Raw genomic sequence first — 24,712 nt, 5'->3', positions numbered from 1 at the left:
GTCAGGCCTCCTGCGCGGTGGTCGTGGTGCCCAGGTAGACCTCCTGGACCTGGGGGTTGTTCTGCACCTCTTCGACGGTGCCGTCGGCGATGACCCGGCCCCGGGCCAGGACGGTGACCGAGGTGGCGAAGGCGCGCATGAAGTCCATGTCGTGTTCGACGACGACGACGGTGCGCTGGGCCCCGATCCGGCGCAGCAACTGCCCGGTCTCCTCGCGTTCGTCGTGGCTCATCCCGGCGACCGGCTCGTCGAGCAGCAGCACGTCGGAGTTCTGTACGAGCAGCATGCCGATCTCGAGCCACTGCTTCTGCCCGTGCGCGAGGATGCCGGCGGGCACGTCGCGCAGGTCGGTCAGGCCGATCGTCTCGAGGGCTTCCTCGATCTGCGGCAGCACCGTCGTGCGGCGGCGCAGCAGCGACCACGGGGAGCGGCCGGAGCCGGCGGCGATGTCGAGGTTCTGCAGCACGGTGAGTTGTTCGAACACCGACGCGGTCTGGAAGGTGCGGCCCACCCCGAGGCGGGCGATCTTGTGCACCTTCTCGCCGAGCAGTTCGATGCCGGACTTGGTGACCGACCCGGTGGCCGGCACCAGGCCGGTGACGGCGTCGACGAGGGTGGTCTTGCCGGCGCCGTTGGGGCCGATGAGGAAGCGCAGGTCGCCCTGCAACAGGGTCAGGTCCACACCGTCGACGGCGGTGAAGCCGTCGAAGCTGACCCGCAGGTCGCGGATCTCGAGGTACTCGCTGGACATGCCGGCGTTGCCGCCGTAGTGGGGTTCGGTCATCTCACCGGCTCCATCGTCGTGGTCGGTTCGGGAATCGGCTGCGCCGGGCCGGTGCGGGTGCGTCGCCGGCGCAACGTCGCCAGCCCGGCCAGGCCGGCGGGGAAGAACCCGATGACGACGATGAACAGCAGGCCCTGGGCGTAGGTCCACGCCGAGGGGAAGTTCTCCGACAGGGCGGTCTGGGCCCACGCGACGCCGATGGCGCCGAGGACCGGGCCGAGCAGGGTCGTGCGTCCGCCGATGGCGACGCCGATGAGGAACGCGATGGAGGGGACGATGCCGACGTCGGCGGGGGAGATGATGCCGACGATGGGCACGAACAGCGCCCCGGCGATGCCGGCGAAGAAGGCCGCCGCGGCGTAGGCGACGACCTTGACGTTGGCGGGGTCGTAGCCGAGGAAGCGGACCCGCTCCTCCTGGTCGCGCACGGCCACGAGCAGCTCGCCGTAGCGGGAGAACATCAGCTGCCGGGTGAGCGCGACGACGGCGAGCAGGACACCCGCGGCGACGAAGAACAGCATCCGCTTGTTGGCCGGGTCGGCGAGGGACAGGCCGAAGAAGCTGCGGAAGCGGTTGAGCCCGTTCGATCCTCCGATCGACTGCTGGCCGATCAGCAGGATCGCGAATGCGGCGGTCAGGGCCTGGGAGAGGATCGCGAAGTAGGCGCCCTTGACGCGGCGTTTGAACACGCCGAGCCCGAGCAGCACCGCCACCAGGGCGGGCAGCACCAGGATCGCGACGATCGTCACCAGCGGAGAGGCCAACGGCGCCCAGTAGCCGGGCAATTCGCGAATGCCGGCGATCTGCATGAAGTCCGGGACGGTGTCGCCACGCAGGCCGGCGTCGGCGATCTTCAGGTGCATCGCCATGAGGTAGGCGCCGAGGCCGAAGAAGACGCCCTGGCCGAGGGTGAGCATGCCGCCGCGGCCCCACGCGAGACCGATGCCGACGGCGACGATCGCGAAGCACAGGAACTTCGCGAGCAGGTTCAGGCGGAAGTCCGACAGCACGGCGGGGGCGAGGGCGAACAGAACGAGTGCGGCGAGTGCGAACCCGGCCCACGTGCGGGCCGGTCCGGGTCGGGTGAGCGCCGGCAGACGTGTCGGGGCAGGCATCAGACCAGGCTCCTTGTCTTGACCGCGAACAGGCCCTGCGGCCGGACCTGCAGGAAGATCACGATGAGCACGAAGACGATCACCTTCGCGATCGAGGCGGTGGTGGAGTATTCGATGAACGAGTTGAGCAGGCCGAGCGCGACGGCCGCGATGACGGCGCCCTCGATCCGTCCGAGGCCGCCGATGACGACCACCAGGAACGCGTCGATCAGGTAGGACTGGCCGATGGTGGGACTCGTGGAGCCGATCAGGGTCAGCGCCACCCCGGCCAGGCCGGCCAGGCCGGAGCCGAGGAAGAACGTGGTGATGTCGGTGCGCCGCGACGAGATGCCCACGGTCTCGGCGAGGTCGCGGTTCTGCACGACGGCCCGGATGCGCCGGCCCATCGGGGTGAACTTCATCGCCGCGATCAGGATCACCACGCACACCACGGCGAGCGCGAGGATGAACAGCCGGGTCCTGGGCACCACCGCCCCGAGGATCTCCACGCCGCCGGAGAGCCACTGCGGCGCAACCACGTTGACGGCGGGTGCGCCGAAGATGTCGCGGGCGGCCTGTTGCAGCAGCAGGCCCACGCCGAAGGTCACCAGCAGGGTGTCGAGCGGGCGGTGGTACATGCGGCGGATGAGGGTGACCTCGAGCAGCACCCCCATCACGCCGCCGACCAGGAAACCGACGAGCAGCGACACCAGCAGGGACACCCCGGCGGCCGAGACCACCTGCTGCACCACGTACGCGGTGTAGGAGCCGGCCATGATGAACTCGCCGTGGGCCATGTTGATCACGCCCATCTGCCCGAACGTCAGCGACAGGCCCAGCGCTGCCAGCAGCAGGATCGAACCGATGCTCAGGCCCGTGAACAACTGTCCTACAACGACATCCATGTCGCCTCCCTTCTCGTCGGCTTCCCGGTCACGGTGGTCAGCTGCCGGACAGGCCGGCGGCCCAGTCGTAGCTCTCGAGGTACGGGTCCGGCTCGATCGGGCCGTTCGACTCCCACACCGTGTAGATCAGTCCGTCGCCCCGGATCTCGCCGATGCGAGCCGTCTTGGTGATGTGGTGGTTGTCCCCGTCGATCGTGACGGTGCCCTCCGGTGCGTCGAACGAGACGCCGTCGGCCGCGGCCTGCACGTCGGCGACGGCGAACGAGTCCGCCTTCTCGACGGTGTTCTTCCACAGGTACACCGAGGCGTACGCGGCCTCCATCGGGTCGGAGGTCGGCTTGTTCGCACCGTACTTCGCCTTGTACGCGTCGGCGAAGGCCTTGTTCTCGGGGCTGTCCACGGTCTGGTAGTAGTTCCAAGCGGTGAGCTGGCCGGTGATGTTCTGCGCCCCGATTCCGACCACTTCCTCCTCGGCGATCGACACCGAGATCACCGGCATGTCGGCGGCGGTGAGGCCGACGTTGGAGTACTCGCGGAAGAAGGCGACGTTCGAGTCGCCGTTGAGGGTGTTGAACACCGCGTCCGCGTCGGCGGTGCGGACCTTGTTGACGATCGTGGAGAAGTCGGTGGACCCGAGCGGAGTGTAGTCCTCACCCTTGATCTCGATGCCGTTGGCCTCGGCGTACGCGCGGATGATGCGGTTCGCGGTCTGCGGGAAGACGTAGTCGCTGCCGACGAGGTAGAGGGACTTGACGCCCTTCTCCTTCAGGTAGTCCAGCGCCGGCACGATCTGCTGGTTGGTGGTGGCGCCGGTGTAGAAGATGTTCGGCGACGACTCGAGGCCCTCGTACTGCACGGGGTAGTACAGCAGCGCGTTGTTGTCCTCGAACACCGGCAGCATCGCCTTGCGGCTCGACGACGTCCACCCACCGAACACTGCGGCCACACAGTCGGAGCTGATCAGCTTCTCGGCCTTCTCGGCGAACACCGTCGGCTCCGACGCGCCGTCCTCGGCCACGATCCGGATCTGCTTGCCGAGAACGCCGCCGTTCGCGTTGATCTCCTCGACGGCCAGTGCGATCGAGTCGCGCACCGTGACCTCGGAGATCGCCATGGTGCCGGACAGCGAGTTCAGCGAACCGACCTTGATCGTGTCGCCGGCGGTGTCGACGCACGAGGCGGACCCGGCAGCGTCGGTACTGTCGGTGGCCTTGCTGCCGCAGGCGCTGAGCACGAGGCCGACGGCGGCCAGCGCGGCCGGCGCGGCGACGGCGCGCTTGGCGAACTTGGACGTGGCAACTGGCATGGAGGTGCCCTTCTTCGAAGGTGGGAGCCGGACGGGGCCCGGTGTATCCGGGCTGCGTATACAGCGCTGTATCCGTGGACCGAAGAGTAGGCGGCCGGTGTTGCGTGGGAATGTCCTGCGGTGACGAGTTCGTGACCCGTGTTACGGCTCGATTTCCGAACGCGCACACGCCGAGGTCCGGATGTATCCGCGCCTCCGCAGGACAGCGGCGCGCTCTTTTCATCGCGCGGCTGTCCTGCCGCCGTGCGGGTTTCCGGACGACCTACCGCCAGCGACGACGGGCGGCGGCGTCGATTCGCGCACGAACGTCGTCGAAGTGGAAGAGTTCCGACCACGTCCAGCGCACCACTTCGTATCCCTGTGCCCGGATCGCGTCTTCACGAAACTTCTCGCGACGCACCGTCTCGGCGCTTGCGCCGGGGTCCGCGGACCGGTACTTGCCCATGCCGTCGAACTCGCCGACGACGCCGAACTCCTCCCAGAAGAAGTCGGTGCGCGCGACGAATGCGCCACCGGCTGTCCGTATCTCGAATTGCGGGACCGGGTCGGGCAGACCTGCCGCCCGAATGCGGAGGCGGCTGATCGACTCGCCCGGGCTCTCGCTTCGTCCGTCCAGGAATGCGCACATTCGTCGAGCCGCTGCAATTCCGGTTCGCGTGTCGGCTGCTGTCAAGGCGGCCGGGAGTGCGGCGTGGGCCGCAGGCCGCAGCCTCAGTGCAGAGTCGCCCAGCACCACTGCACGGTCGGCATCCAGGCAGCGTGCCGTGTCGACGATCGTGCGCGCCGCTGAGGTCACCCGTATCCCGTCCACGATCTCCACATCGCTTCGTACGAAAGGTGTTGCGTGCACGTGTAGTTGGGAGGTGCGACGGCCGCCGGAGCGTCGATTCCGACTGACGTGGACCAGCGTGAGGTCCGGACGCCATAGAGCGAACCCGTGCACGACGGCGGCGGAGGTGTGGCTCATCACGGCCTCGGGGCCGAGCTTGGCGGCGGCCGCGCGTACGCGCACCAGGTGCCGGCCGGCGTCGTCGAGGTCGGCTGCGATCTCCCTGGGCAGGTAGACGCCTGCGTCGAGACGCTCGAGGGCGCCGGTGCGCAGTGCTTGGCGGATCTCGTCCTCGGTGAGCCCGGAGCGGACAGCGTCGCGCCGCGTGATCGGGGTGTGGTCGGTCATGGCGAACACGGTGCCCCGACGGAGGGACCCTTCGGCGTGAACTCCGCGCTCCGGACCGGATCTGGGGAGCGATCGTCCGGTTGTGGAGAAAATCGATGACGCACTGCCGCGCCGTCTCCGGGCATCCGCGCGGTCGGTTGGGCGCGCGGCTGTCCGGCCGTCGCGCGGGTGTCACTTGATGAGGTAGGGCGACACCGAGCTCTGGTGCTCGTTGATGACGAGCTCCTTCCCGAGGGGCGGGAACGCGCGCTGGGGGCAGTTCAGCCGCTCACACACACGGCAGCCGGAACCGATGGGGGTACCGGGGTTGCTGTCGTCGAGGTCGAGGCCGTCGGCGTAGACGAGGCGGTGCGCGTGGCGCAACTCGCAGCCGAGGCCGATCGCGAACGTCTTCGACGGCTGGCCGTAGCGGGCGGCGCGGCGCTCGACCGTGCGGGCGACCCACAGGTAGCGACGCCCGTCGGGCATCTGCGCGAGCTGGGTCATGATCTTGCCCGGGTACGCGAAGGTCTCGTACACGTTCCACAGGGGACAGGTACCGCCGCTGGTGGAGAAGTGGAAGCCGGTGGCGGACTGGCGCTTGGACATGTTGCCCGCCCGGTCGACGCGGACGAACGAGAACGGCACGCCGCGCAGCTTCGGCCGCTGCAGGGTCGACAGCCGGTGGGCGATGGTCTCGTAGCTGACGGCGTAGAAGGCGGAGAGCCGCTCGACGTCGTATCGGAAGTCCTCGGCCATCTCGTGGAACTGCGCGTACGGCAGCATGATCGCCGCGGCGAAGTAGTTGGCGAGGCCGTGGCGGGCCAGGGCGAGGGAGGCCTCGCTGGTGAACGCGCCCTCGGCGACCAGCTTCTCGATCAGCTCCCCGCACTCGAGGTAGGCGAGCTCGGTGGCGAGCTTGAACACCTGCTGGCCGCCCGACAGTCGCGCGGAGATCTCGAGGACGCGCGTGGCGGGGTCGAACCGGTGCAGGACGTTCTCGCCGAGGTCGACGCGACGGACGAGCTGTACGTCGTGCACCGTCTCCATGCGCTTGATGATGCCGCCGGAGATGTCGCCGCGGTGGAAGCGGATCCGGGTGGCGAGTTCCTCTGCGGCGGTGTCGAGGTCGTGCAGGTAGTTCTGCCGCTGGTAGAAGTAGTCGCGGACCTCCTCGTGCGGCATGGTGATGGTGCCGCTGCCGCTGCCGTCGCTGTAGCGGTCCTCGGTGGCGGCGGCGAGCTGGGCGGTGGTGTTGCGGAACCGCCGGTGCATGTTGACCATGGCCCGCGCCAGCCCGGGGTGCGCCGACACCATCGCGGCGATCTCCTGGGCGTCGGCGTCGATGCCCATCTCCTGGTCGAGGGCCACCTCCCGCATCTCGGCGATGAGCCGGGTGTCGTCCTGGGACGAGAAGAACGTGGTGTCGACACCGAAGACCTCGCTGATGCGCAGCAGGACCGGTACGGTGAGCGGCCGCACGTCGTGCTCGATCTGGTTGAGGTAGCTGGCCGAGATCTCCAGGGTCTTGGCCAGCGCCGCTTGGCTGAGCCCCCGCTCGGTGCGCAGCTGGCGCAGGCGGGCGCCGACGAACGTCTTTGGCATCAGCCCAGCGTACGAGCGTCTACACAGCTTTGCAACGACAGGTTCGCAACGTTAGCGCTCTACTCGAGCCCCAGCCAGGACCCCGGCGCGAAGGCCTCGTAGTGGACGGCGTCGGGCGATACTCCCGCGCCGAGCAACGTCTGCCGGATCGACCGCATGAACGGGACGGGACCGCACACGTACACCTGCGGATCCTTCGGCAACTCGACGCCGTCGAGCGGGGTGTGGCCGTCCTCGCGGAGCTCTTCGAACTCGGAGTAGCGGGTCAGCATGCGGGCCCGCGGTAGACGGTCGACCAGGGCCTGCGTCTCGGCGCGCCGCGCATGGTCGTAGCTGGACCGGTCGACGTGCACGACGAGGACCTCGCGCTCGGAGCGGTGCGCCGCCAGGTGCTGCAGCGCCGCGAGCGTCGGGGTGATGCCGATGCCGGCGGAGATCAGCACCAGGGGAGCGTCGGCGTCCTCGACGACGAGGCTGCCGAACGGATGCGAGACGACGAGCTCGGTGCCGATGCCGACGCCCCCGACGAGGAGCTGGGAGACGATCCCGCCCGGGACCCGCTTGACGGTGACGGCCCACTCACCCGGGACGTGGCTGCGCACGAGGGTGTACTGGCGGATCTGCCGGGTGCCGTCTCCCAGGGTGGTCGCGACGGAGATGTACTGTCCGGGAAGGAAATCCGGAAGCGGGCTGCCGTCGGGTGAGCGCAGGGTCAGGGTCGCGACCTCCGCGCCGTCGAACTGGACGTCGGTGACCACGACGACGCGCCAGATCTGACCGGGCCGGACACCGGCCTTGTCGTAGAGCGCCGCCTCCTGCTCGATGAGCGAGTTGGCCATCAGCGTGTAGACCTCGCGCCAGGCCGCGGCGACCTCGGGGGTGACCGCGTCGCCGAGCACCTCGCCGATCGCGGCGAACAGCTGGTGCCGGACCACGTCGTAGTGGGGGGCCTGGACGCCGAGCGAGGCGTGCTTGGCGGCGATCCGGGCCATGATCGCGTCGATGTCGGCGGCGTCCTCGGTGACGAGCAGCGTCGCGAAGGCGGCGACCGAGCTCGCGAGCGCCTTCTGCTGCTCCCGGTTCTCCTGATTGGTGCGGTTGAACAGGTCGGTCCGCAGCGACGGCGCGGCCGCGAAGAGCTTCTCGTAGAACAGTTCGGAGATCTGGCCAATGTGGGCGCCGACGACCGGGAGGGTGGCCTCGATCACCGGCTTCGACGTGGCGGAAAGGATGGCGCCCTCCTCGACTCGTGTGCGAGTGGGGAGTGGGCACGCCCGAGCGGCGCGACCGGCCCCGACTGGTCAACGCGCACATGGTAGTCGAGCGATTTTGGTCGACCCCCGATTCGACCGGGGCGACTTCCCGATTTGCCGGATCTTCGGATGTGAAACTCGTCACAATCCCTGCGGTGATCCGCGGCTCCGTCGCTGGTGGGCCGCGGGTGCGGGGGTGTCGGCGGCTGCCGGGCGGTGCGCCCGCCGGGGGAACAACGCCGAGGTGATTGCTACCGACGGGTAGCTATCGGGGTCCGGGCCGGGTTCGTTGGACGCGCCAAAGGTTTACAACCTTTGCAAAGCCGGGGGAAAAACTAGCGAAGATTGGCACTAGCAACAGGTAGACGGCACTTTCCGGGTGTGTCATTGTCGAGTGGTACATCCGAAAGGTTCGCGAAGGATGTGAAGTAGTACGCACGTACTGCAGAGCGTTCGGCGCGGATCCGATCTAGAGAGTGGAGCTTAGATGTCGACCACCGGCACCCCGAGGACCGCTGAGGAAATCCAGAAGGATTGGGACACCAACCCGCGCTGGAAGGGGATCACCCGCAACTACACGGCCGAGCAGGTCGTCAAGCTGCAGGGCACCGTCGTCGAGGAAGCCACCCTCGCCCGCCGCGGCTCGGAGATTCTGTGGGACCTCGTGAACAACGAGGACTACATCAACTCGCTGGGCGCCCTCACCGGCAACCAGGCCGTGCAGCAGGTCCGCGCCGGCCTCAAGGCCATCTACCTGTCCGGCTGGCAGGTCGCCGGTGACGCGAACCTGTCCGGCCACACCTACCCGGACCAGTCGCTGTACCCGGCGAACTCGGTGCCGCAGGTCGTCCGCCGCATCAACAACGCGCTGCTGCGCGCCGACGAGATCGCCAAGGTCGAGGGCGACACCTCCGTCGACAACTGGCTCGCTCCGATCGTCGCCGACGGTGAGGCCGGCTTCGGTGGCGCGCTCAACGTCTACGAGCTGCAGAAGGCCATGATCGCGGCCGGTGTCGCCGGTTCGCACTGGGAGGACCAGCTCGCGTCGGAGAAGAAGTGCGGTCACCTCGGTGGCAAGGTGCTCATCCCGACCCAGCAGCACATCCGCACCCTGACCTCGGCTCGCCTCGCGGCCGACGTCGCCGACGTCCCGACGGTCGTCATCGCCCGCACCGACGCCGAGGCTGCGACGCTGCTGACCTCCGACGTCGACGAGCGTGACCGTGAGTTCCTCGACGGCACCCGCACCGCCGAAGGCTTCTACGGCGTCAAGAACGGGATCGAGCCCTGCATCGCGCGCGCCAAGGCCTACGCGCCGTACTCCGATCTGATCTGGATGGAGACCGGCGTGCCGGACCTCGAGGTCGCCAAGAAGTTCGCCGAGGCCGTCCGCAGCGAGTTCCCGGACCAGCTGCTCGCCTACAACTGCTCGCCGTCCTTCAACTGGAAGGCACACCTGGACGACGCGACCATCGCGAAGTTCCAGAAGGAGCTCGGCGCGATGGGCTTCAAGTTCCAGTTCATCACCCTCGCCGGCTTCCACTCGCTCAACTACGGCATGTTCGATCTGGCCCACGGCTACGCCCGCCAGGGGATGACCGCGTTCGTCGACCTGCAGGAGCGCGAGTTCAAGGCCGCCGCGGAGCGTGGCTTCACCGCAGTCAAGCACCAGCGTGAGGTCGGCGCCGGCTACTTCGACGCCATCGCCACCACCGTCGACCCGAACACCTCCACGGCCGCCCTGAAGGGCTCCACCGAGGAGGGCCAGTTCCACTAGGAACCGGCAACCGGATGTAGGCGCGCGGCGGGATCTCGGACGACCAGGTCCCGCCGCCGCCGTATCCACCCCCTGTCAGAACCCCCTTTCACGACCCCCCACATGACGAGTAGGAGCTGACGTGACCAGCGAAAAGATTCAGCGCGTCGGCGTGATCGGCGCCGGGATCATGGGCGCAGGTATCGCCGAGGTGTGCGCACGCGCTCATGTCGACGTACTTGTGTACGAGCAGACCCGCGAGCTCGCGGCTGCCGGGCGTGCCCGCATCCTCCGGTCCCTCGACCGCGGTGTCAGCAGCGGCAAGATCACCGAACGGGAGCGTGAGCAGGCCGCCTGGCGGCTGCGCTTCACCTCCGACCTCGGCGACTTCGCCGATCGCCAGCTCGTCGTGGAGGCGGTCGTCGAGGACGAGAAGGTCAAGGCCGAGATCTTCGCGGAACTCGACAAGATCGTCACGGATCCGAACGCGGTGCTGGCGTCCAACACCTCGTCGATCCCGATCATGAAGCTGGGCATCGCCACCACCCGGCCCGAGCGGGTCATCGGCATGCACTTCTTCAATCCGGTTCCGGTGCTGCCGCTGGTCGAGCTGGTCACCACGCTCAAGACCGGCCCCGCGGTCTCCCAGCGCGCGGAGGCCTTCGCCTCCGAGGTGCTCGGCAAGCAGGTCGTCCGGTCCTCCGACCGGGCCGGCTTCATCGCCAACGCGCTTCTCGTGCCCTACCTGCTGTCGGCGATCCGGATGGTCGAGTCCGGCTTTGCCACCAAGGAGGACATCGACAAGGCGATGGTCCTCGGGTGTGCCCACCCGATGGGTCCGCTCGCGCTCACCGATCTGGTGGGCCTGGACACGGTCAAGTCGATCGCCGACTCGATGTACGGGGAGTTCAAGGAGCCGCTGTACTCGGCTCCGCCGCTCCTGCTGCGTATGGTCGAGGCCGGCCTCGTCGGCAAGAAGTCGGGCGCCGGCTTCTACGAATATGCCGACAACGGTCGTGCCGCCAAGAAAGTCAGCTAGGTAGGTAGCACCACACCGCACCTCGGCGCCCGTGTGCCGACAGCACAGCCGTCGCGCTGACTGTCGGGACACGGGCGCGAGGTGCATCGAGGGAAAGGTCGACCACGAATGGCCAGCACTGCAGACGGATACGGCTCGAGCATCCTCGGGTATCCGCGCATCGGACCCCGTCGTGAACTCAAGCGTGCCCTCGAGGCCTACTGGCACGGCACCGGCACCCGCGACGAGCTCGTCGCGGTGGCCCGCGAGATCCAGGAGTCCACCTGGAGCGAACTCGCCGCCACCGGGCTCACCCAGGTGCCCGGTAACACGTTCTCCTACTACGATCACGTGCTCGACAACGCGCTGCTGTTCGGTGCGATCCCCGAGCGGTTCCGCCCGCTCGTCGGCGAGCTCGACCCGCTCGACTTCTACTTCACGCTGTGCCGGGGCCGCGAGGACTTCCCGCCGCTCGAGCTGGTCCGCTGGTTCGGCAGCAACTACCACTACCGGCAGCCCGAGCTCGACGAGAACACCACCTTCGCGCTGAACTCGGCGGCGGTGCTCGACGAGTTCGAGCGCGCCAAGGCCCGCGGCATCGAGCTGCGCCCGGTCGTACTCGGTCCGGTGTCGCTGCTGCTGCTGTCCAAGGTCTCGCAGACGTCGGAGCAGGACGGGTTCTCCACCCTCGAGCTGCTCGACCGGCTGCTGCCCGAGTACGAGAAGCTGTTCGCGGAGCTCGCGCGCGCCGGCGCCTGGTGCGTGCAGCTCGACGAGCCCTCCTTCACCGAGGACCGCACCCCGGAGGAGCTTGCGGCCTTCGCGCGCGCCTACGACACGCTCTCCCACGCGCCGCTGCGCCCGCGCCTGCTCGTCACCGGCCCCTACGGTCACCTCGGCGAGGCGTTGCCCATCCTGGCCGCCACCAAGGTCGAGGCCATCGGTCTCGACCTGGTCAACGGCCGGATGAGCGCGGAGGAGCTGGCCGCGGTGCCGGGCCTCAAGCGCAAGCGCATCTACGCGGGGGTCGTCGACGGCCGCAACGTGTGGAAGGCCGACCGGCACCGCACGCTCGAGTACCTGAGCAGCCTCGCGGCCGTGACGCCCGACCTGGTGGTCTCCACGTCGTGCTCGCTGCTGCACGTGCCCTACGACGTGCTCGCCGAGTACGACATCCCCGGCGACGTGGCGGACCGGCTGGCCTTCGCCAAGCAGAAGGTGGGCGAGGTGGTCTCGCTCGCCAAGGCGCTGACCACCGGCGCGGAGGAGCGGTGGCGCAAGCCGCCGACGTCGGTGCACTTCAAGCAGAAGCACGCGATCCGCGCCCGCGTCAACGCACTGCGGCCCGAGCACCGGCGCCGCGTCCCGTACGAGGAGCGCCGCGCCGCGCAGCAGGAGCGGCTGAAGCTGCCGCCGGTGCCGGCGACCACGCTGGGGTCGTTCCCGCAGACGGACGAGATCCGCAAGGCCCGCTACGAGCTGGGCGAGGGCCGCATGTCGTGGGACGACTACGTCAAGCGCATCCAGGAGGAGATCGAGTCCACCGTCCGGCTGCAGGAGGACATCGGCCTCGACGTGTTCGTCCACGGTGAGCACGAGCGCAACGACATGATCCAGTACTTCGCCGAGCTGCTCGAGGGCTTCGCCACGACGCACTTCGGCTGGGTGCAGGCGTACGGGTCGCGGTGCACGCGCCCGCCGATCCTCTACGGCGACATCGTGCGGCCGAAGCCGATGACGGTGGAGTGGATCGCGTTCGCGCAGTCGCTGACCGACAAGCCGGTCAAGGGCATGCTCACCGGCCCGGTCACGATGCTGGCGCGGTCGTATGTGCGTCAGGATCAGCCCCTGCACGAGACGGCCGACCAGTTGGCGCTCGCCATCCGCGACGAGATCGCCGATCTCGAGCGGGCGGGCATCGCCATCATCCAGGTCGACGAGCCCGCCATCCGGGAACTGCTGCCGTTGCGGCAGGACGGCCGGGCCGAGTACCTGGACTGGGCGGTCGACGCGTTCCGGCTCGCGACCGGGGGTGCCAAGCCCGAGACGCAGATCCACACGCACCTGACCTACTCCGGTCAGGCGTCGGTGGTCGACGCGATCGAACGGCTCGACGCGGACGTCACGGCGATCGTCGCGACCCGCTCGATCCGCTGGGTGCTCGAGGCCATCAAGGACAAGGCCCTCACGCACGGTGTCGGCCCCGGTGTCTACGAGAGCCGATCGGCGCGCATCCCCGACATCGACGAACTCGACGAACTGCTCAGCACCGCAGCGGAGTCCGTCGAACTCGACCGCTTGTGGGCCAATCCGGACGGCGGGCTCAAGACCCGGCACTACTGGCAGCTCGAGCCGTCGCTGCGCAACCTGGTCGCCGCCGCCCGTCGTCTGCGGCGACGCGCGGCCGGGCAGTAGCCCGGCGGCAGGCCGCGCCCGTCGACGCGCACCCGCGGACAGCCCCCGCGGGTGCGCGTCGTTTCGCCGGCCGGTAGGCATGTCTGCATGACTACCGTTGCCGCGTACGCCGCCACCGCGGCGGACAGCCCCCTCGTCAAGACCACCATCGAGCGGCGTGAGCTCGGTCCGCTCGACGTACTCATCGAGATCAGGTACGCCGGGATCTGCCATTCCGACATCCACACCGCCCGCAACGAGTGGGGCGGCACCCGCTACCCCGTCGTTCCCGGCCACGAGATCGTCGGGGTGGTGAGCGCCGTCGGCGCCGAGGTGACCAGGCATGCCGTCGGCGATCGCGTCGGCGTCGGCTGCTTCGTCGACTCGTGCCTCGCGTGTGAGGCCTGCACCAGCGGCGACGAGCAGTACTGCACCAACCGGGTCACCGGCACCTACAACGCCGTCGGCCGCGACGGCGAGGTGACCCAGGGCGGATACTCCACCCACATCGTCGTCACCGAGCACTTCGTCCTGAGGATCCCCGACGGTCTTGCGCTCGACGCCGCGGCGCCGCTGCTCTGCGCGGGCATCACCCTGTTCTCCCCGCTCCGGCACTGGGGCGCCGGACCGGGCAGGAAGGTCGCCGTCATCGGGATGGGCGGGCTCGGCCACGTCGGCGTGAAGATCGCCGCGGCGATGGGTGCCGAGGTGACCGTGCTGGGGCACTCGCTGGCCAAGCGGGAGGACGGGCTGCGCTTCGGTGCCGTCGACTACCGCGCAACGACCGATCCGCAGACCTTCAAGGATCTGCGGGGCACGTTCGACCTGATCGTCAACACCGTTTCGGTGAACCTCGACGTGGATGCCTACCTGTCGCTGCTCGCCCGCAACGGCACCCTCGTCGAGCTGGGCCTGCCCGAACACCCCCTCACGGTCCGGGCGTTCTCGCTCGCGCAGAACCGGCGCAGCCTCGCCGGTTCCATGGTCGGCGGCATCCCGCAGACGCAGGAGATGCTCGACTTCTGCGCCGAGCACGGCATCGGCGCGGAGATCGAGGTCGTCTCGGCCGACCGGATCAACGAGGCGTACGACCGTGTCGTCGCGAGCGACGTGCGCTATCGATTCGTGATCGACGCCGCCACCATCTGAGCCGGGCGGGCAGGTGTGAGACCGCGGCGGCCGGGTACTCCCGCCACGTATCTCGAGACGTGGAGGAAATGTGAAAAAGGCGTTGTACCGGCCCGTGAGCCTCGTGGTGAGTTCCCTGGCGGGCGTCGCCGCCGGCATGGTGTTCCGGAAGGTGTGGGCGCTCGGCGCCGGCCAGGACGATCCGCCGGAGGCCATGGACAGCCGCTTCGGGTGGCGGGAGGTGCTGGTCTCCGCCGCCGTGCAGGGAGCGATCTTCGGTGCGGTGAGCGCGGCGGCGAACCGCGCGAGCGCGGTGGGCTTCCGCCGCGTCACCGGCACCTGGCCCGGGAAGGAATGACGACGCCCGGGGCCTGCGGGTCCTAGAAGCCCTCGCCCAGTTGTTCGCGCAGCTGGGCGAGGGTTTTCGTCAGCAGCCGGGACACGTGCATCTGGGACACGCCGACACGTTCGGCGATCTGGGTCTGGGTCATGTTCCCGAAGAACCGCAGCAGCACGACCGTGCGCTCACGTTCCGGCAACGCGGCCAGCAGCGGGCGCAGTGCCTCGTGGTTCTCCACGTGCGCGAGCGCGGCGTCGTAGTCGCCGAGAGTGTCCGCCAGGGTGACGCCGTCGTCCCCGGCCGGGGCCGGACGGTCGACCGAGACGGCCTGGTACGCGTTGCCGGCGACGAGGCCCTCCGCCACCTCCTCCGGATCGAGGTCCAGTTCGGCGGCGAGTTCGGCAGCGGTGGGGGCGCGGCCCAGGCGCTGTGACAGTTCCCCGGTCGCCTTGCTCAGCGCCAGATGCATCTCCTTCATCCGGCGCGGCACCCGCACTGCCCAACCGGCATCGCGGAAGTGCCGGCGCACCTCGCCCATGATGGTCGGAACCGCGAAGGACACGAAGTCCGAGCCCCGCTCGGGGTCGAAACGGTCCACGGCGTTGACCAGTCCGAGGCGGGCGACCTGCAGGAGGTCGTCGAATGCCTCGCCGCGGCCGTCGAACCGGCGGGCGATGTGTTCCGCGAGTGGCAGGCATCGTTCGACCAGGCTGTCCCGCAAGACCCCGCGCGCGGGATCGTCCTCGTCGAACGTCACCATTTCCTCGAAGAGCGGGATGACGTCCGCGTATTCGTCGGCGGCTCGGCCGCTGCGCCGTTGGGCGCCGGTCCCCGTCACAGAACAGCGCTGCTGTCGGTCAGGGACACGTCGATCGTGGTGACGGACCCCTCGTCGGATTCGTCCACGTTCACCTCGACCGAGTCGGCGAGCGCGTTGAGCACATGCCAGCCGAAGGTCCGCGAGTCCGCCGTCAGTCCGCCGTCCACCGTCGGGGCGGACGCGCTGATCCGCAGGGCCGGCGGCATGGCCTGGAATCGGCACGACAACGTCGCGCCCTGCGGGGCCCGGGTGATCAGCCGAGTGCCCGCCTCGTCGATCGCGAGCTTGACGTCGGCCACCGCGTCGAGGTCGAAGCCCTGCTGCAGAGCGATGGCGGCAGCGACCGCGCGCAGGACGGGGAGCTGGCCTGGTTCCGCCCGTACCCGCAACTCCACTACGGGGTGGGTGCGTTCGAGGGCCGAATCGATCGATGCCGTGTTCGCCATGTGTGTCGTTTCTCCGTTGCGGCAGGTGGGGCCCCGGGCGAGCGGGTGTTCCTGGCGAGACTACCCGCGGCGCGCGGTTCTCAATCATGCGGAAACGCGCGTCGTCGGGGCCGCACCGCGCCAGGTCGATCCGCCCTTTGCGGTGCCGCAGGGGCTGCCGTAGGGTATGGGTGAGGTTGAGCACACAGCCTGACTCGGAGGCGCCGCACATCCGCGGTGACCGGTGTCGGTGCGGTTGCCGCTCTGTCGACGCTTCCATCCTCTTTCCACGATGGGAAGCTCATGTCTGTCGTTTCTCAGCGCAAAGTCACACCGCTGTGGGTCACCCGATCGGATCGCTCACCGGTTTCCTTCCATACGTCCGCCGGTGCCGATTTCTCCACGGAGAGAATCAGTTCCGGCCTCGTCCGGGTCGCCGTGGCGGGAGAGCTCGACGTGCGCAACGCCCCGGCGTTGCGCACCTACGCCGGCGACCGGCTGCACCCGTCGTCGCGCCTGGTGCTCGATCTTTCCGACGTGGAGTTCTTCGGGTCGGCGGGCCTGACCGTGTTCGACGAGCTCGACACCTTGGCCCGGCGCCGAAGGTCGCGGTGGGCACTCGTGGGCGGACGGCCGGTACACCGGCTGTTGCGGGTGCTCGGCGACCCCGTCCACGCGCACGCCTCGCTCGAGAGTGCGATCCACGCCCTGCGGGTTCCGGCCTGATCCGTCTCTCCCGAGGCGAGCCCTCCCGTCGGGGCGCGGGTCACACCGGCTTCGGCAGCTTCGGGGGGCGGTTGCCGCGGGGATCGACCGCCAGGACGAGCAGCAGCACACCCAGCACCAGGTGTAGCCAGTTGTCGGCCGCGTTGACCGGCACCACGTTGGCGTGGCTGTCGTGGCCGAGGACCATGCCGAAGGCCGACAACGCGAGGTACCCGGCGCCGCCCGCGATCAGGTAGATCCGCGACGCGCGGATCCCTCGGGCGGCGAGGATCCCCGCCGCACCGTAGGCGAGGTGCAGCACGTTGTGGGCGACCGAGACCCGGAACAGGCCCAGCAGATGCGCATTCGACTCCTGCCCCGCGAGGGCCATCGAGCCGTATCCGCTGGTCAGTCCGGGCACGAATCCGAGCGCCCCGATGAGGAGGAACACGATGCCGATCGCGAAGGCGTAACCCTGGATCCGGGTGCGCTGCACCCTCGGATACGGGCTGGATCGGATCATCGTTCCTCCATCGGGGTGCGCGGGGCACCGCGCCCCGGGACGGAGGGATAGCCCGGGCGGGTCGTCCCGAAACCCCGGGCGGGTCGCCCCGAAACCCCGGGCGGGTCGCCCCGAAACCCCGGGCGGGTCGCCCCGAAACCCCGGGCGGGTCGCCCCGAAACCCCGGGCGGGTCGCCCCGAAACCCCGGGCGGCTCGCCCCCCGAAACCACGGGCGGGTCGCCCCGAAAACCACGTCCGGCCGTCGTTGCGCCGGCTCAGCCCCCGACGAGGACGCCGGACGAGATCGACCCGTACACCAGGGTCAGGACCATCAGCCCCCAGCCCGTGCCGTGCCAGATCGGCCAGGTCCCGCCCGAGCGCCACACCCGGTAGGTCTGCACGAACGCACCGACGGCCCCGAGGAGCAGGATCGCCGTGGGGCCGACGGCCAGGACGAGCCGCGCCGGGTCGGTGCACACGAGGAATTCCTCGTCGGCGCATCGGTCACCGCTCGCGGCGGCCCAGATCACGACCGCCGCCATCAGCAGCAGGGCGGCGGCGACGATCACGGCCGCGTACCGCACCGCCGCGCGGGCGGTGCGCGGGTCCCGCCATCGCTTCTCCACATCCTGCGTCACAGCACCTCCCTACGCCCGGTCGGCGCGGTCGGTGAGCGCAGCCTGACCCGATTGCCGGGCGCAGTGCGCGCAGCAATACATGGTGCCGTCGGCCTCGACCCCGTGACCGAGAATGCGGCAACCGCAGTGGGCGCACTGCGGAGCCATCGCCTGTGCCGCGCACTCGAAACTGTCGAACGTGCCCGAGACGTCGCCGCGGGTGACGGTGAAGGTCTTGTCGTAGTCGTTGCCACAGGTGTCGCAGGTGGTCATCACGGTCCTCCTCTCCGATATCCGATCCCCCGGATCGGGTGCCCCACTCTCGGTCACGTCAAACGGCTCACACCGTCGTCGCCGGCCGGATCCGCGGTGCCGCCAGACCGAGGCCGAGCATGGTCACCGCCACGCCGAGGTGCAGCCAGTTGTCCGCGTCGTTGACCGGCAGGACGTTGGCGCTGCCCTCCGGCCGGACGATCAGCCCGTACAGGAACAGTGCGAGGTAGACCAGGCCGCCGACGATCAGGTACCAGCGGGACAGATCTGCGCGACGCGCCGCGACCACGCCCGCCAGACCGAAGACCAGATGCACCACGTTGTGCAGGACGGACACCGCGAACACGCCCAGGAGCAGGGCGCCGGACTCGTGGCCGAAGGCCAGCTCGTCGTAGTTGCCCGTCACCCCGGGAACGAAGCCGGCGATCCCGACGACCAGGAAGAGCGTGCCTGCCGACAGTGCGCCGAGCTGGACGATCGAGCGGGTGCTCTCCGGCTGACCGGCGCGCTGCGCGGGCTCGAGTGGTTCGGTCATGATTCGCGGATACCCGGCACCGTCTGCTTCAACCTGCGCGGTGCGGCGGTTTGGCCGGAGACAGCGCCGGGAACTCGATCGGCGGTGGGCCGCATGCTCCGGCCGCACCCCTCGGCGAGTTCCCCGGGGCTGCAGGCCGCCGAGAGAAAGGAGTGGCGATGAACACCCCCGATCCGCGGAACGTCCCTGACCCACAGGCGCATCCCGGCACCGATCCCGAGCCTGCCCGCACCCCCGATCTCGAGCCCGGCGGAGGTGTGGCACCGGGCTCGACACCACCCGACTCGGGCTCTACCTCCGGTCTGTCGGCCGCCGAGCCGCGGACGCGGAACCGATTCCCGCCCACGGGGATTCTGACGATCGGTGCGATCGTGCTGATCGTCGTCCTCTTCCTCGCCGTGATCGTGGGGATTGTGATGTAGGTGGCGCGGGCCTGTGCGGTTTGCCGGGATGCCGGCGGGGTATCCCTGGTTCGCAAGCGAGGAACGCCGACGAGGGAGAATCGCATGGCAGAGAACACGAGCGGTCCGAGCGAAGGCGTCAAGGGCGTCGTCGAAGACGTCAAGGGAAAGGCCAAGGAGGCGACCGGCGCCGTCGTCGGCAACGACGAACTCACCCGCGAGGGACGGGCCCAGCAGGACAAGGCCGACAGCCAGCGCGAGGCCGCGAAGAAGGAAGCCGAGGCGGAGAAGGCACGCGCCGACGCCGAGGTCGACGAGGCTCGCCAGCGCTCGCATCAGCAGTGAATCGGTGACCGGCCGCGCAGGCGGTCGTGCCCGTCGTTCGTCCACGACCCGGGGGCCGTTCGGTTCCCGGGTCTTCGCCCCGGAGGAGGAGCGATGCGTATCCTGACGTTCGTGGTGCTGGTGTGGCTGGTGATCGGTGCGATCGCAGCCGGGCAGCGGGGGTACTTCACGGAAGCCGAGCAGAACTGCGCCGACTTCGCCACCGTCGCGGTGACGGTGATCGCGGGGCCCCTCAACTACGCCGGAGTCAATCCGAAGGTGGAGTGCGAGCTTCCGCAGCCGAGTCCGTGACCGGACCCGCCGGCTTCCGCGGCGACGGGACCCGCTCGTGCGCGGTCATGAGCAGATGGTCGAATGCGTTGCGAAGCGTCGCCGGTGCGTCGAGTCCGGCGGTGACGTCCCGGACGAGTTGCTCGGCGAGCGCGCGGAGCTTGACGTTCGACTCCTGGGACCGCCACGCGAGGATCTCGAAGGCACGGTCCGCCGGAATCCCGTAGACCGCCATGAGCATGCCCTTGGCCTGTTCGATGACCGCGCGGTGGTGCGCGAGCGCCGAGACCGCCTCGTCGACGCTCTCGCGGACCTCGTCGTCGTACGCGTCGGACAGGTCCAGGTAGAACCCGGCCGTGCCGATCACCCGCCCTCGCTCGTCGAGCAGGCGGTCGCCGATCACGACCACGGGACGGACCGTCCCGTGCGTGTCGATGATGCGGTGCCGGCTGCTGAACGGCTCGCCGTTGCGCTGCATGGCGCCCAGCACGGCCGCGACGTGGGCCTTGTCCTCGGGGTGCTTGTGCTTCAGCAGCAGGTCGGTGGTCGGCCGTACGGTCCCCGGGGTGTACCCGTGCATCCGCGCCACGTCGTCCGACCACTCCCACCTGTCTTCGTCGATCAGGTAGCGAAAACTCCCGACCCGCTGCGGCTTCCCGCTCGCGAAGACCCGTTCGAAGGCGTCGTCCACCGGGGTGTCGCCGGCGTCCACGATCGGTTCCCTCATGCAACGATTATGCCTCCGGTGACGGGCCCTACCGCTGCGGGATCGCGTGATGTGACGTGACCTAGCCGGCGTGTTGCTCCGCGTTCGCGAACACCTCGACGAGGGTGGCGCAGAAGGCGGGCAGATCCCTCGGATTGCGACTCGACACCAGGTTCCCGTCGACGACCACTTCCTCGTCGACCACGTTCCCGCCCGCGTTGCGGATGTCCGTCCGGACGCTGGGGTAGGACGTCAGCGTCCGCCCCCGGACCACGTCGGCCTCGACCAGCGTCCAGGGGCCGTGACAGATCACCCCGACGGGCCGGCCCGACTCGACGAAGTCCCGGACGAATGCCACGGCGGCGGGATCCTGGCGCAGATGATCGGGGTTCGTGGTTCCACCGGGCAGGATCAGCGCGTCGAAGTCCGACACCGACGCCTCCGAAACCACCTGGTCGACCTGGTATCTGCCGGCCGCGTTCACGTCGGACTTCATGGCCTGGATCTCGCCGGGTTCGAGCGACAGCAGGCGTACCGCGCCGCCCGCCTCCTCTACCGCCCGTCGCGGCTCCACCAGCTCGACCTCCTCGACGCCGTTCGTGGCGAGGACGGCCACCGTGCGTCCCGCCAGCCGGCCGTTCCCTGAAGCGCTCATCGCGAAGTCGTCCTTTCGTCGTGGGAAGGTTCCCCGATCGCGTACCCGAGGCCGGCGACCGGGAAACGTCACTCCGGTGCCAGATCCCGCGTGGCAGGGCCTTCGAGCAGGCGCCCGTCCGCGGCGAAGCGGGAGCCGTGCAGCGGGCAGTCCCAGGAGGCTTCCGCGTCGTTCCATCGCAGCACGCCACCCAGGTGGGGGCACACCGCGGACACCCGGTGCGTGGTGCCGTCGACGGTGCACACCCCGACCGGGCGGAGCTTCTCCCGGCGCACCGAGCCGCGGCCCTCCGGCGGGGACGCGCCGTCGCCGGACAACTCGGCCCGCACCCATCCGCGCGTCATCTCCACCGCGACCGCGGCGTTGAGCCGGGTCGCTGCCGGGAGATCGAAAAGCTGTGTGGGACTCCAGGCCTGGAACGCCGACCCCCATTCCGGAGCCGTCTCGCCGAGAATGCGGGCCGACAGCAACCGCGCCGCCGCCACCGCGTTCGTCATGCCCCACTTGCCGTAGCCGGTGCCCACGAGCAGCCGATCGTTGCCGGGCAGCAGCGGGCCCACGTACGGCAGGTGATCGAGCGTCGCATAGTCCTGCGCCGACCAGCGCGCCACGGTCTTCGCGCCCGGGAAGTGGCGACCCGTCCACGCCACGAGATCGTCCGCGGCGCCGCGATGGTCGTGTGCACGCCCGACGGTGTGGCCGTTGCCGCCGACGAGGAAGTACCGCCCCCCGTAGGCTGTGCGCAGCGACCGCGTCGGCGAATCCACCGACAGATACATCCCGCTCGGAATGTCGCCCGGTACTTCGAACGCGGCCGCGTACGACCGCTGGGGCTCGAGCCGGGCGAAGAACCCGCCGCGGTCGAGGATCGGCGTCCCCGTCGCCAGCACGATGTGCTCGGCCCGCACCTCGCCGCGATCGGTGACCGCGACGCATCCGTTCCGGTCCGAGCGGACCTTCCGGGCCCGGCAGCCGGTGAACAGGGCGCCGCCGTGCTCCCGCAGTTCGCGGGCCAGTTCGTGCAGCAACGGCATCGGATCGATCTGCGCCTGGTCCGGCAGCGTCACCGCCGCGGCCACGGGGTACGGCAGTTCCGTCTCCGTCGTCATGCGGGTGTCGAGACCGGCCGCGCGGCAGGCCTCGTGCTCGGCGCGCACCGTGGCCACGCCCTCCTCGCCGGCGCTGTAGGTGAAGGCGGCCGCGGATTCGACCGGCAGGTCCCGCTCCCGGCACAGCTGCACCACCCACCGTTGCGCCTCGAGGTTGCCGGCCACGTAGTTTCGCAGGACGTCGCGGGAATGGCCCCGCGCGATGCTGGAGAGGGTGCTGCCCTGCAGCAGGCTGATCTTGCCGGTGGTGTTGCCGGTGGTGACGGCGCCGACCGTGCGGGCCTCGAGGACGGCCACGCGGTGTCCGGCGCGCGCGAGCAGGAGGGCGGTCGCCATGCCGGTGAGGCCCGCGCCGACCACCACGGTGTCGAAGCGGGCCGGGCCCTCGGGCCACGGCGTGTCGTCGGTGCGGGCGGTGTCGGGGCGGGAGAGCCACAGTGAGGTCACCTGTGAGGGATGCCCCGTGCCGCGCCCGGGAAACCCGCGCTGGTCACCGGTCCTGCGTCGGGCCGGTCGAGGTTTGCGCCCCGCCGTGCGGGGTAGGCGGTGCCGAGCCGGCAGTGCGCCGTGCAGTCCACGACGAGACGTGCCCGGACCACCGGGCGGGAGGATCGGCGATGAAAGCAGTGACATGGCAAGGTAAGCGGAAGGTGAGTGTCGACACGGTCCCCGACCCGAAGATCGAGCAGCCCACCGATGCGATCATCCGCGTCACCACCACCAACATCTGCGGTTCGGATCTGCACCTGTACGAAGTGCTCGGACCGTTCATGTCGCCGGGGGACATCCTCGGCCACGAGCCCATGGGGATCGTGGAGGAGGTCGGTTCCGAGGTCACCTCGATCAAACCCGGCGACCGCGTGGTCATTCCGTTCCAGATCTCGTGCGGCAGTTGCTTCATGTGCGGGGACGGCCTGTTCTCCCAGTGCGAGACCACCCAGGTCACCGAGCAGGGCACCGGCGCGGCGCTGTTCGGGTATTCGAAGCTGTACGGGAGCGTGCCCGGTGGCCAGGCGCAGTATCTGCGTGTGCCGCATGCGGATTCGACCCACATCCCGGTTCCGGAGGGGCCGCCGGACTCGCGGTTCGTCTACCTGTCCGACGTGCTGCCCACCGCGTGGCAGGCCGTGGAGTACGCGCACGTCCCCGACGGGGGTTCGGTGACGGTGCTCGGCCTCGGGCCCATCGGCGAGATGGCCGGGCGGATCGCCGTGCACCGCGGTCACCGGGTGATCGGTGTCGACATGGTGCCCGAGCGGCTCGCGCGCGCCGCCACGCGCGGCATCGAGACCATCGACCTGAAGGAGGCCGGGAACTCGCTGGGCGACATGATCCGCGACCGCACCGGCGGCCGCGGCACCGACTCGGTGATCGACGCGGTCGGCATGGAAGCGCACGGATCACCCGTCGCCACCGCCCTGCAGACCGCGACGGGGCTGCTGCCGTCCGCGCTGTCCGCGCCGCTGATGACCCACGTCGGTATCGACCGGCTGCACGCCCTCTACACCGCGATCGACGTGGTGCGCCGGGGCGGCACCCTCTCGCTCAGCGGCGTGTACGGCGGCATGACCGACCCGATGCCGATGATGACCCTGTTCGACAAGCAGATCCGGCTGCGGATGGGTCAGGCGAACGTCAACAACTGGGTGCCGCAGATCATGCCGCTGCTCACCGACGACGATCCGCTCGGGGTGGACACCTTCGCCACGCACCGGTTGCCGCTGTCGGACGCCCCGCACGCGTACGAGATCTTCCAGCGCAAGCAGGAGGGCGCGATCAAGATCCAGCTCGAGCCCTGACCGGTGCCGCCGGCGTCACACCAGGTCGGCCGCGGTGCGCGGCAGATCCGCGGTGTCGACGTCGGCGGCCTCGAAGGGGGAGCGCAACGCCGTCGCGGTCGCCCAGCCCTGGGCGAGCAGGCCCGCGTCGGTGTCCTCGGCCTCGTCGGCCCGGATGTCGCTGAAGGTCACGGTGACGTACTGGCGCTCCCCGTCGTCCGGGTCCTGGTCGGTTTCGCCGATGTCGGCCTGCACGGCACCGAACGCCGCGAGCGGTGCCGTGCGCAGGCCGCGCAGTTCGCTCAGTGGGATGTCGGGGACGTTGACGTTGAGCACCGTGCCGGGCGTGCCCTGAGTCAGCACCCACTGCAGGGCGTGCCGGGCGACGACTTCGGCACCCTCCCAGTGCTCGTGGACCGAACCGGACAGCGAGACCGCCAGGGCCAGGCTGCCGTGGTTGGCTCCGGTGAGCGCCGCGCCGACCGTGCCGGAGTGCAGGATCGCGTGGCCAGTGTTGGGGCCGTGGTTGATTCCCGACAGGACGATGTCGGGTTTGGGGCCGAACGCCCCGTACATCGAGACGAAGGCGATCAAGGCCGGCGACGCCTCGACGGCGAGCACCGTCGTGTCCGGCAGATCCGGGAACGCCCGCGGCGCGACGACGAGCCGGCCGTCCTCCTCGAGTGCGCTGAGCGACGCGCTGGCGCCGCTGCGCTCGGCATGGGGGGCGGCCACCACCACGTCGAGACCGGCGTCCACCGCCACCCGGGCGAGCACCGAGATGCCGTGGCTGTCCACCCCGTCGTCGTTGACGATCAGCGCTCTCACGGT

Annotated in this window: 27 protein-coding genes; 10 read left to right on the top strand and 17 right to left on the bottom strand. The window is 69.6% G+C overall.

All coding sequences use genetic code 11. The annotated features are described in order from the left end of the window. Position 1: 1 nt before the first annotated feature. The 7 genes from urtD to ACWPOB_RS15580 form a co-directional block, all read right to left on the bottom strand. Complete coding sequence (gene urtD, locus ACWPOB_RS15610) at positions 2–784, bottom strand: urea ABC transporter ATP-binding protein UrtD (protein ID WP_455401364.1); 783 nt, start codon at positions 782–784, stop codon at positions 2–4. Further along, positions 781–1,899, bottom strand: coding sequence for an urea ABC transporter permease subunit UrtC (gene urtC, locus ACWPOB_RS15605; RefSeq protein ID WP_455401363.1), 1,119 nt, complete (start codon positions 1,897–1,899; stop codon positions 781–783). The genes urtD and urtC overlap by 4 nt, the downstream gene beginning before the upstream one ends. Further along, positions 1,899–2,783 carry an urea ABC transporter permease subunit UrtB gene (gene urtB / locus ACWPOB_RS15600; protein ID WP_006932965.1) on the bottom strand — a complete coding sequence of 295 codons (885 nt, stop codon included), beginning with the start codon at positions 2,781–2,783 and terminating at the stop codon, positions 1,899–1,901. Before urtB ends, urtC begins: the two co-directional genes overlap by 1 nt. Positions 2,784–2,820: 37 nt before the next feature. Beyond that, a complete protein-coding gene (gene urtA, locus ACWPOB_RS15595) occupies positions 2,821–4,089 on the bottom strand; it encodes an urea ABC transporter substrate-binding protein (RefSeq protein WP_455401362.1) in 1,269 nt (422 codons plus the stop codon). A 262-nt stretch (positions 4,090–4,351) separates the two neighbouring features. Then, positions 4,352–5,266, bottom strand: coding sequence for a hypothetical protein (locus ACWPOB_RS15590; RefSeq protein WP_455401361.1), 915 nt, complete (start codon positions 5,264–5,266; stop codon positions 4,352–4,354). A 171-nt stretch (positions 5,267–5,437) separates the two neighbouring features. Beyond that, positions 5,438–6,850 carry an acetate metabolism transcriptional regulator RamB gene (gene ramB / locus ACWPOB_RS15585; protein WP_100056215.1) on the bottom strand — a complete coding sequence of 471 codons (1,413 nt, stop codon included), beginning with the start codon at positions 6,848–6,850 and terminating at the stop codon, positions 5,438–5,440. 59 nt (positions 6,851–6,909) lie between these two features. After that, entirely contained in the window at positions 6,910–8,058 is a 1,149-nt protein-coding gene (locus ACWPOB_RS15580; RefSeq protein WP_100056216.1) for a globin domain-containing protein, read from the bottom strand. Between the two features lie 532 nt (positions 8,059–8,590). Between ACWPOB_RS15580 and aceA the strand changes: the two genes are divergently transcribed. From aceA to ACWPOB_RS15555, 5 genes are all read left to right on the top strand, one after another. Then, positions 8,591–9,880 carry an isocitrate lyase gene (gene aceA, locus ACWPOB_RS15575; protein WP_043803320.1) on the top strand — a complete coding sequence of 430 codons (1,290 nt, stop codon included), beginning with the start codon at positions 8,591–8,593 and terminating at the stop codon, positions 9,878–9,880. A gap of 121 nt (positions 9,881–10,001) precedes the next feature. Continuing rightward, complete coding sequence (locus tag ACWPOB_RS15570) at positions 10,002–10,898, top strand: 3-hydroxybutyryl-CoA dehydrogenase (RefSeq protein WP_006932984.1); 897 nt, start codon at positions 10,002–10,004, stop codon at positions 10,896–10,898. 108 nt (positions 10,899–11,006) lie between these two features. After that, the gene (gene metE, locus ACWPOB_RS15565) at positions 11,007–13,292 is read left to right on the top strand and encodes a 5-methyltetrahydropteroyltriglutamate--homocysteine S-methyltransferase (RefSeq protein WP_455401360.1); all 2,286 of its coding nucleotides are present in this window, start codon (positions 11,007–11,009) and stop codon (positions 13,290–13,292) included. 87 nt (positions 13,293–13,379) lie between these two features. Further along, positions 13,380–14,420 carry an NAD(P)-dependent alcohol dehydrogenase gene (locus ACWPOB_RS15560; protein ID WP_455401359.1) on the top strand — a complete coding sequence of 347 codons (1,041 nt, stop codon included), beginning with the start codon at positions 13,380–13,382 and terminating at the stop codon, positions 14,418–14,420. Between the two features lie 70 nt (positions 14,421–14,490). After that, positions 14,491–14,757, top strand: coding sequence for a DUF4235 domain-containing protein (locus tag ACWPOB_RS15555; RefSeq protein WP_006946450.1), 267 nt, complete (start codon positions 14,491–14,493; stop codon positions 14,755–14,757). A gap of 22 nt (positions 14,758–14,779) precedes the next feature. On the opposite strand, the gene ACWPOB_RS15550 is transcribed toward ACWPOB_RS15555, so the two are convergent. After that, positions 14,780–15,577 carry a SigB/SigF/SigG family RNA polymerase sigma factor gene (locus ACWPOB_RS15550; protein WP_006946451.1) on the bottom strand — a complete coding sequence of 266 codons (798 nt, stop codon included), beginning with the start codon at positions 15,575–15,577 and terminating at the stop codon, positions 14,780–14,782. After that, a complete protein-coding gene (locus ACWPOB_RS15545; RefSeq protein WP_029545248.1) occupies positions 15,574–16,005 on the bottom strand; it encodes an ATP-binding protein in 432 nt (143 codons plus the stop codon). The genes ACWPOB_RS15550 and ACWPOB_RS15545 overlap by 4 nt, the downstream gene beginning before the upstream one ends. 282 nt (positions 16,006–16,287) lie before the next feature. Between ACWPOB_RS15545 and ACWPOB_RS15540 the strand changes: the two genes are divergently transcribed. Continuing rightward, positions 16,288–16,710: an STAS domain-containing protein gene (locus tag ACWPOB_RS15540; RefSeq protein WP_100056069.1), complete on the top strand. Its 423-nt coding sequence runs from the start codon at positions 16,288–16,290 to the stop codon at positions 16,708–16,710. Positions 16,711–16,750: 40 nt separating this feature from the next. On the opposite strand, the gene ACWPOB_RS15535 is transcribed toward ACWPOB_RS15540, so the two are convergent. The 4 genes from ACWPOB_RS15535 to ACWPOB_RS15520 all read right to left on the bottom strand — a co-directional run bounded on the left by ACWPOB_RS15535 (position 16,751) and on the right by ACWPOB_RS15520 (position 18,617). After that, complete coding sequence (locus ACWPOB_RS15535; RefSeq protein WP_100056070.1) at positions 16,751–17,212, bottom strand: DUF4383 domain-containing protein; 462 nt, start codon at positions 17,210–17,212, stop codon at positions 16,751–16,753. A 255-nt stretch (positions 17,213–17,467) separates the two neighbouring features. Further along, complete coding sequence (locus ACWPOB_RS15530; RefSeq protein ID WP_455401358.1) at positions 17,468–17,830, bottom strand: hypothetical protein; 363 nt, start codon at positions 17,828–17,830, stop codon at positions 17,468–17,470. Between the two features lie 9 nt (positions 17,831–17,839). Beyond that, a complete protein-coding gene (locus ACWPOB_RS15525; protein ID WP_029545239.1) occupies positions 17,840–18,082 on the bottom strand; it encodes a hypothetical protein in 243 nt (80 codons plus the stop codon). 67 nt (positions 18,083–18,149) lie between these two features. Beyond that, positions 18,150–18,617 (bottom strand): DUF4383 domain-containing protein, encoded by a 468-nt coding sequence (locus ACWPOB_RS15520; RefSeq protein ID WP_455401357.1) that lies wholly within the window; start codon positions 18,615–18,617, stop codon positions 18,150–18,152. Positions 18,618–18,775: 158 nt separating this feature from the next. On the opposite strand from ACWPOB_RS15520, the gene ACWPOB_RS15515 reads away from it, so the two are divergent. From ACWPOB_RS15515 to ACWPOB_RS15505, 3 genes are all read left to right on the top strand, one after another. Further along, positions 18,776–19,039 carry a DUF6480 family protein gene (locus ACWPOB_RS15515; protein WP_455401356.1) on the top strand — a complete coding sequence of 88 codons (264 nt, stop codon included), beginning with the start codon at positions 18,776–18,778 and terminating at the stop codon, positions 19,037–19,039. Positions 19,040–19,123: 84 nt separating this feature from the next. Continuing rightward, positions 19,124–19,363: a microaggregate-binding protein 1 gene (gene mbp1 / locus ACWPOB_RS15510; protein ID WP_003937475.1), complete on the top strand. Its 240-nt coding sequence runs from the start codon at positions 19,124–19,126 to the stop codon at positions 19,361–19,363. A gap of 93 nt (positions 19,364–19,456) precedes the next feature. Then, positions 19,457–19,654, top strand: a complete 198-nt coding sequence (locus ACWPOB_RS15505; RefSeq protein ID WP_165038743.1) for a hypothetical protein — start codon at positions 19,457–19,459, stop codon at positions 19,652–19,654. Here ACWPOB_RS15505 and ACWPOB_RS15500 read toward each other — a convergent pair. From ACWPOB_RS15500 to ACWPOB_RS15490, 3 genes are all read right to left on the bottom strand, one after another. Next, complete coding sequence (locus ACWPOB_RS15500; RefSeq protein WP_455401355.1) at positions 19,611–20,360, bottom strand: PAS and ANTAR domain-containing protein; 750 nt, start codon at positions 20,358–20,360, stop codon at positions 19,611–19,613. The genes ACWPOB_RS15505 and ACWPOB_RS15500 overlap by 44 nt on opposite strands. Positions 20,361–20,421: 61 nt before the next feature. Continuing rightward, positions 20,422–20,994, bottom strand: a complete 573-nt coding sequence (locus ACWPOB_RS15495) for a type 1 glutamine amidotransferase domain-containing protein (RefSeq protein ID WP_100056073.1) — start codon at positions 20,992–20,994, stop codon at positions 20,422–20,424. Positions 20,995–21,062: 68 nt separating this feature from the next. Further along, positions 21,063–22,550 carry an FAD-dependent oxidoreductase gene (locus ACWPOB_RS15490; RefSeq protein ID WP_455401354.1) on the bottom strand — a complete coding sequence of 496 codons (1,488 nt, stop codon included), beginning with the start codon at positions 22,548–22,550 and terminating at the stop codon, positions 21,063–21,065. Positions 22,551–22,720: 170 nt separating this feature from the next. Here ACWPOB_RS15490 and ACWPOB_RS15485 point away from each other — a divergent pair, with 170 nt between their 5' ends. Beyond that, positions 22,721–23,902, top strand: a complete 1,182-nt coding sequence (locus ACWPOB_RS15485; RefSeq protein ID WP_100056075.1) for a zinc-dependent alcohol dehydrogenase — start codon at positions 22,721–22,723, stop codon at positions 23,900–23,902. A 15-nt stretch (positions 23,903–23,917) separates the two neighbouring features. On the opposite strand, the gene surE is transcribed toward ACWPOB_RS15485, so the two are convergent. Further along, on the bottom strand, positions 23,918–24,709 hold the full coding sequence (gene surE, locus ACWPOB_RS15480; protein ID WP_006946475.1) for a 5'/3'-nucleotidase SurE: 792 nt from the start codon (positions 24,707–24,709) through the stop codon (positions 23,918–23,920). Positions 24,710–24,712: the final 3 nt, after the last annotated feature.

Source organism: Rhodococcus sp. 2H158 (assembly GCF_053764755.1).
Note: the sequence above shows the minus strand (reverse complement) of the source record. Positions and strands in the feature narration are given on the sequence as shown.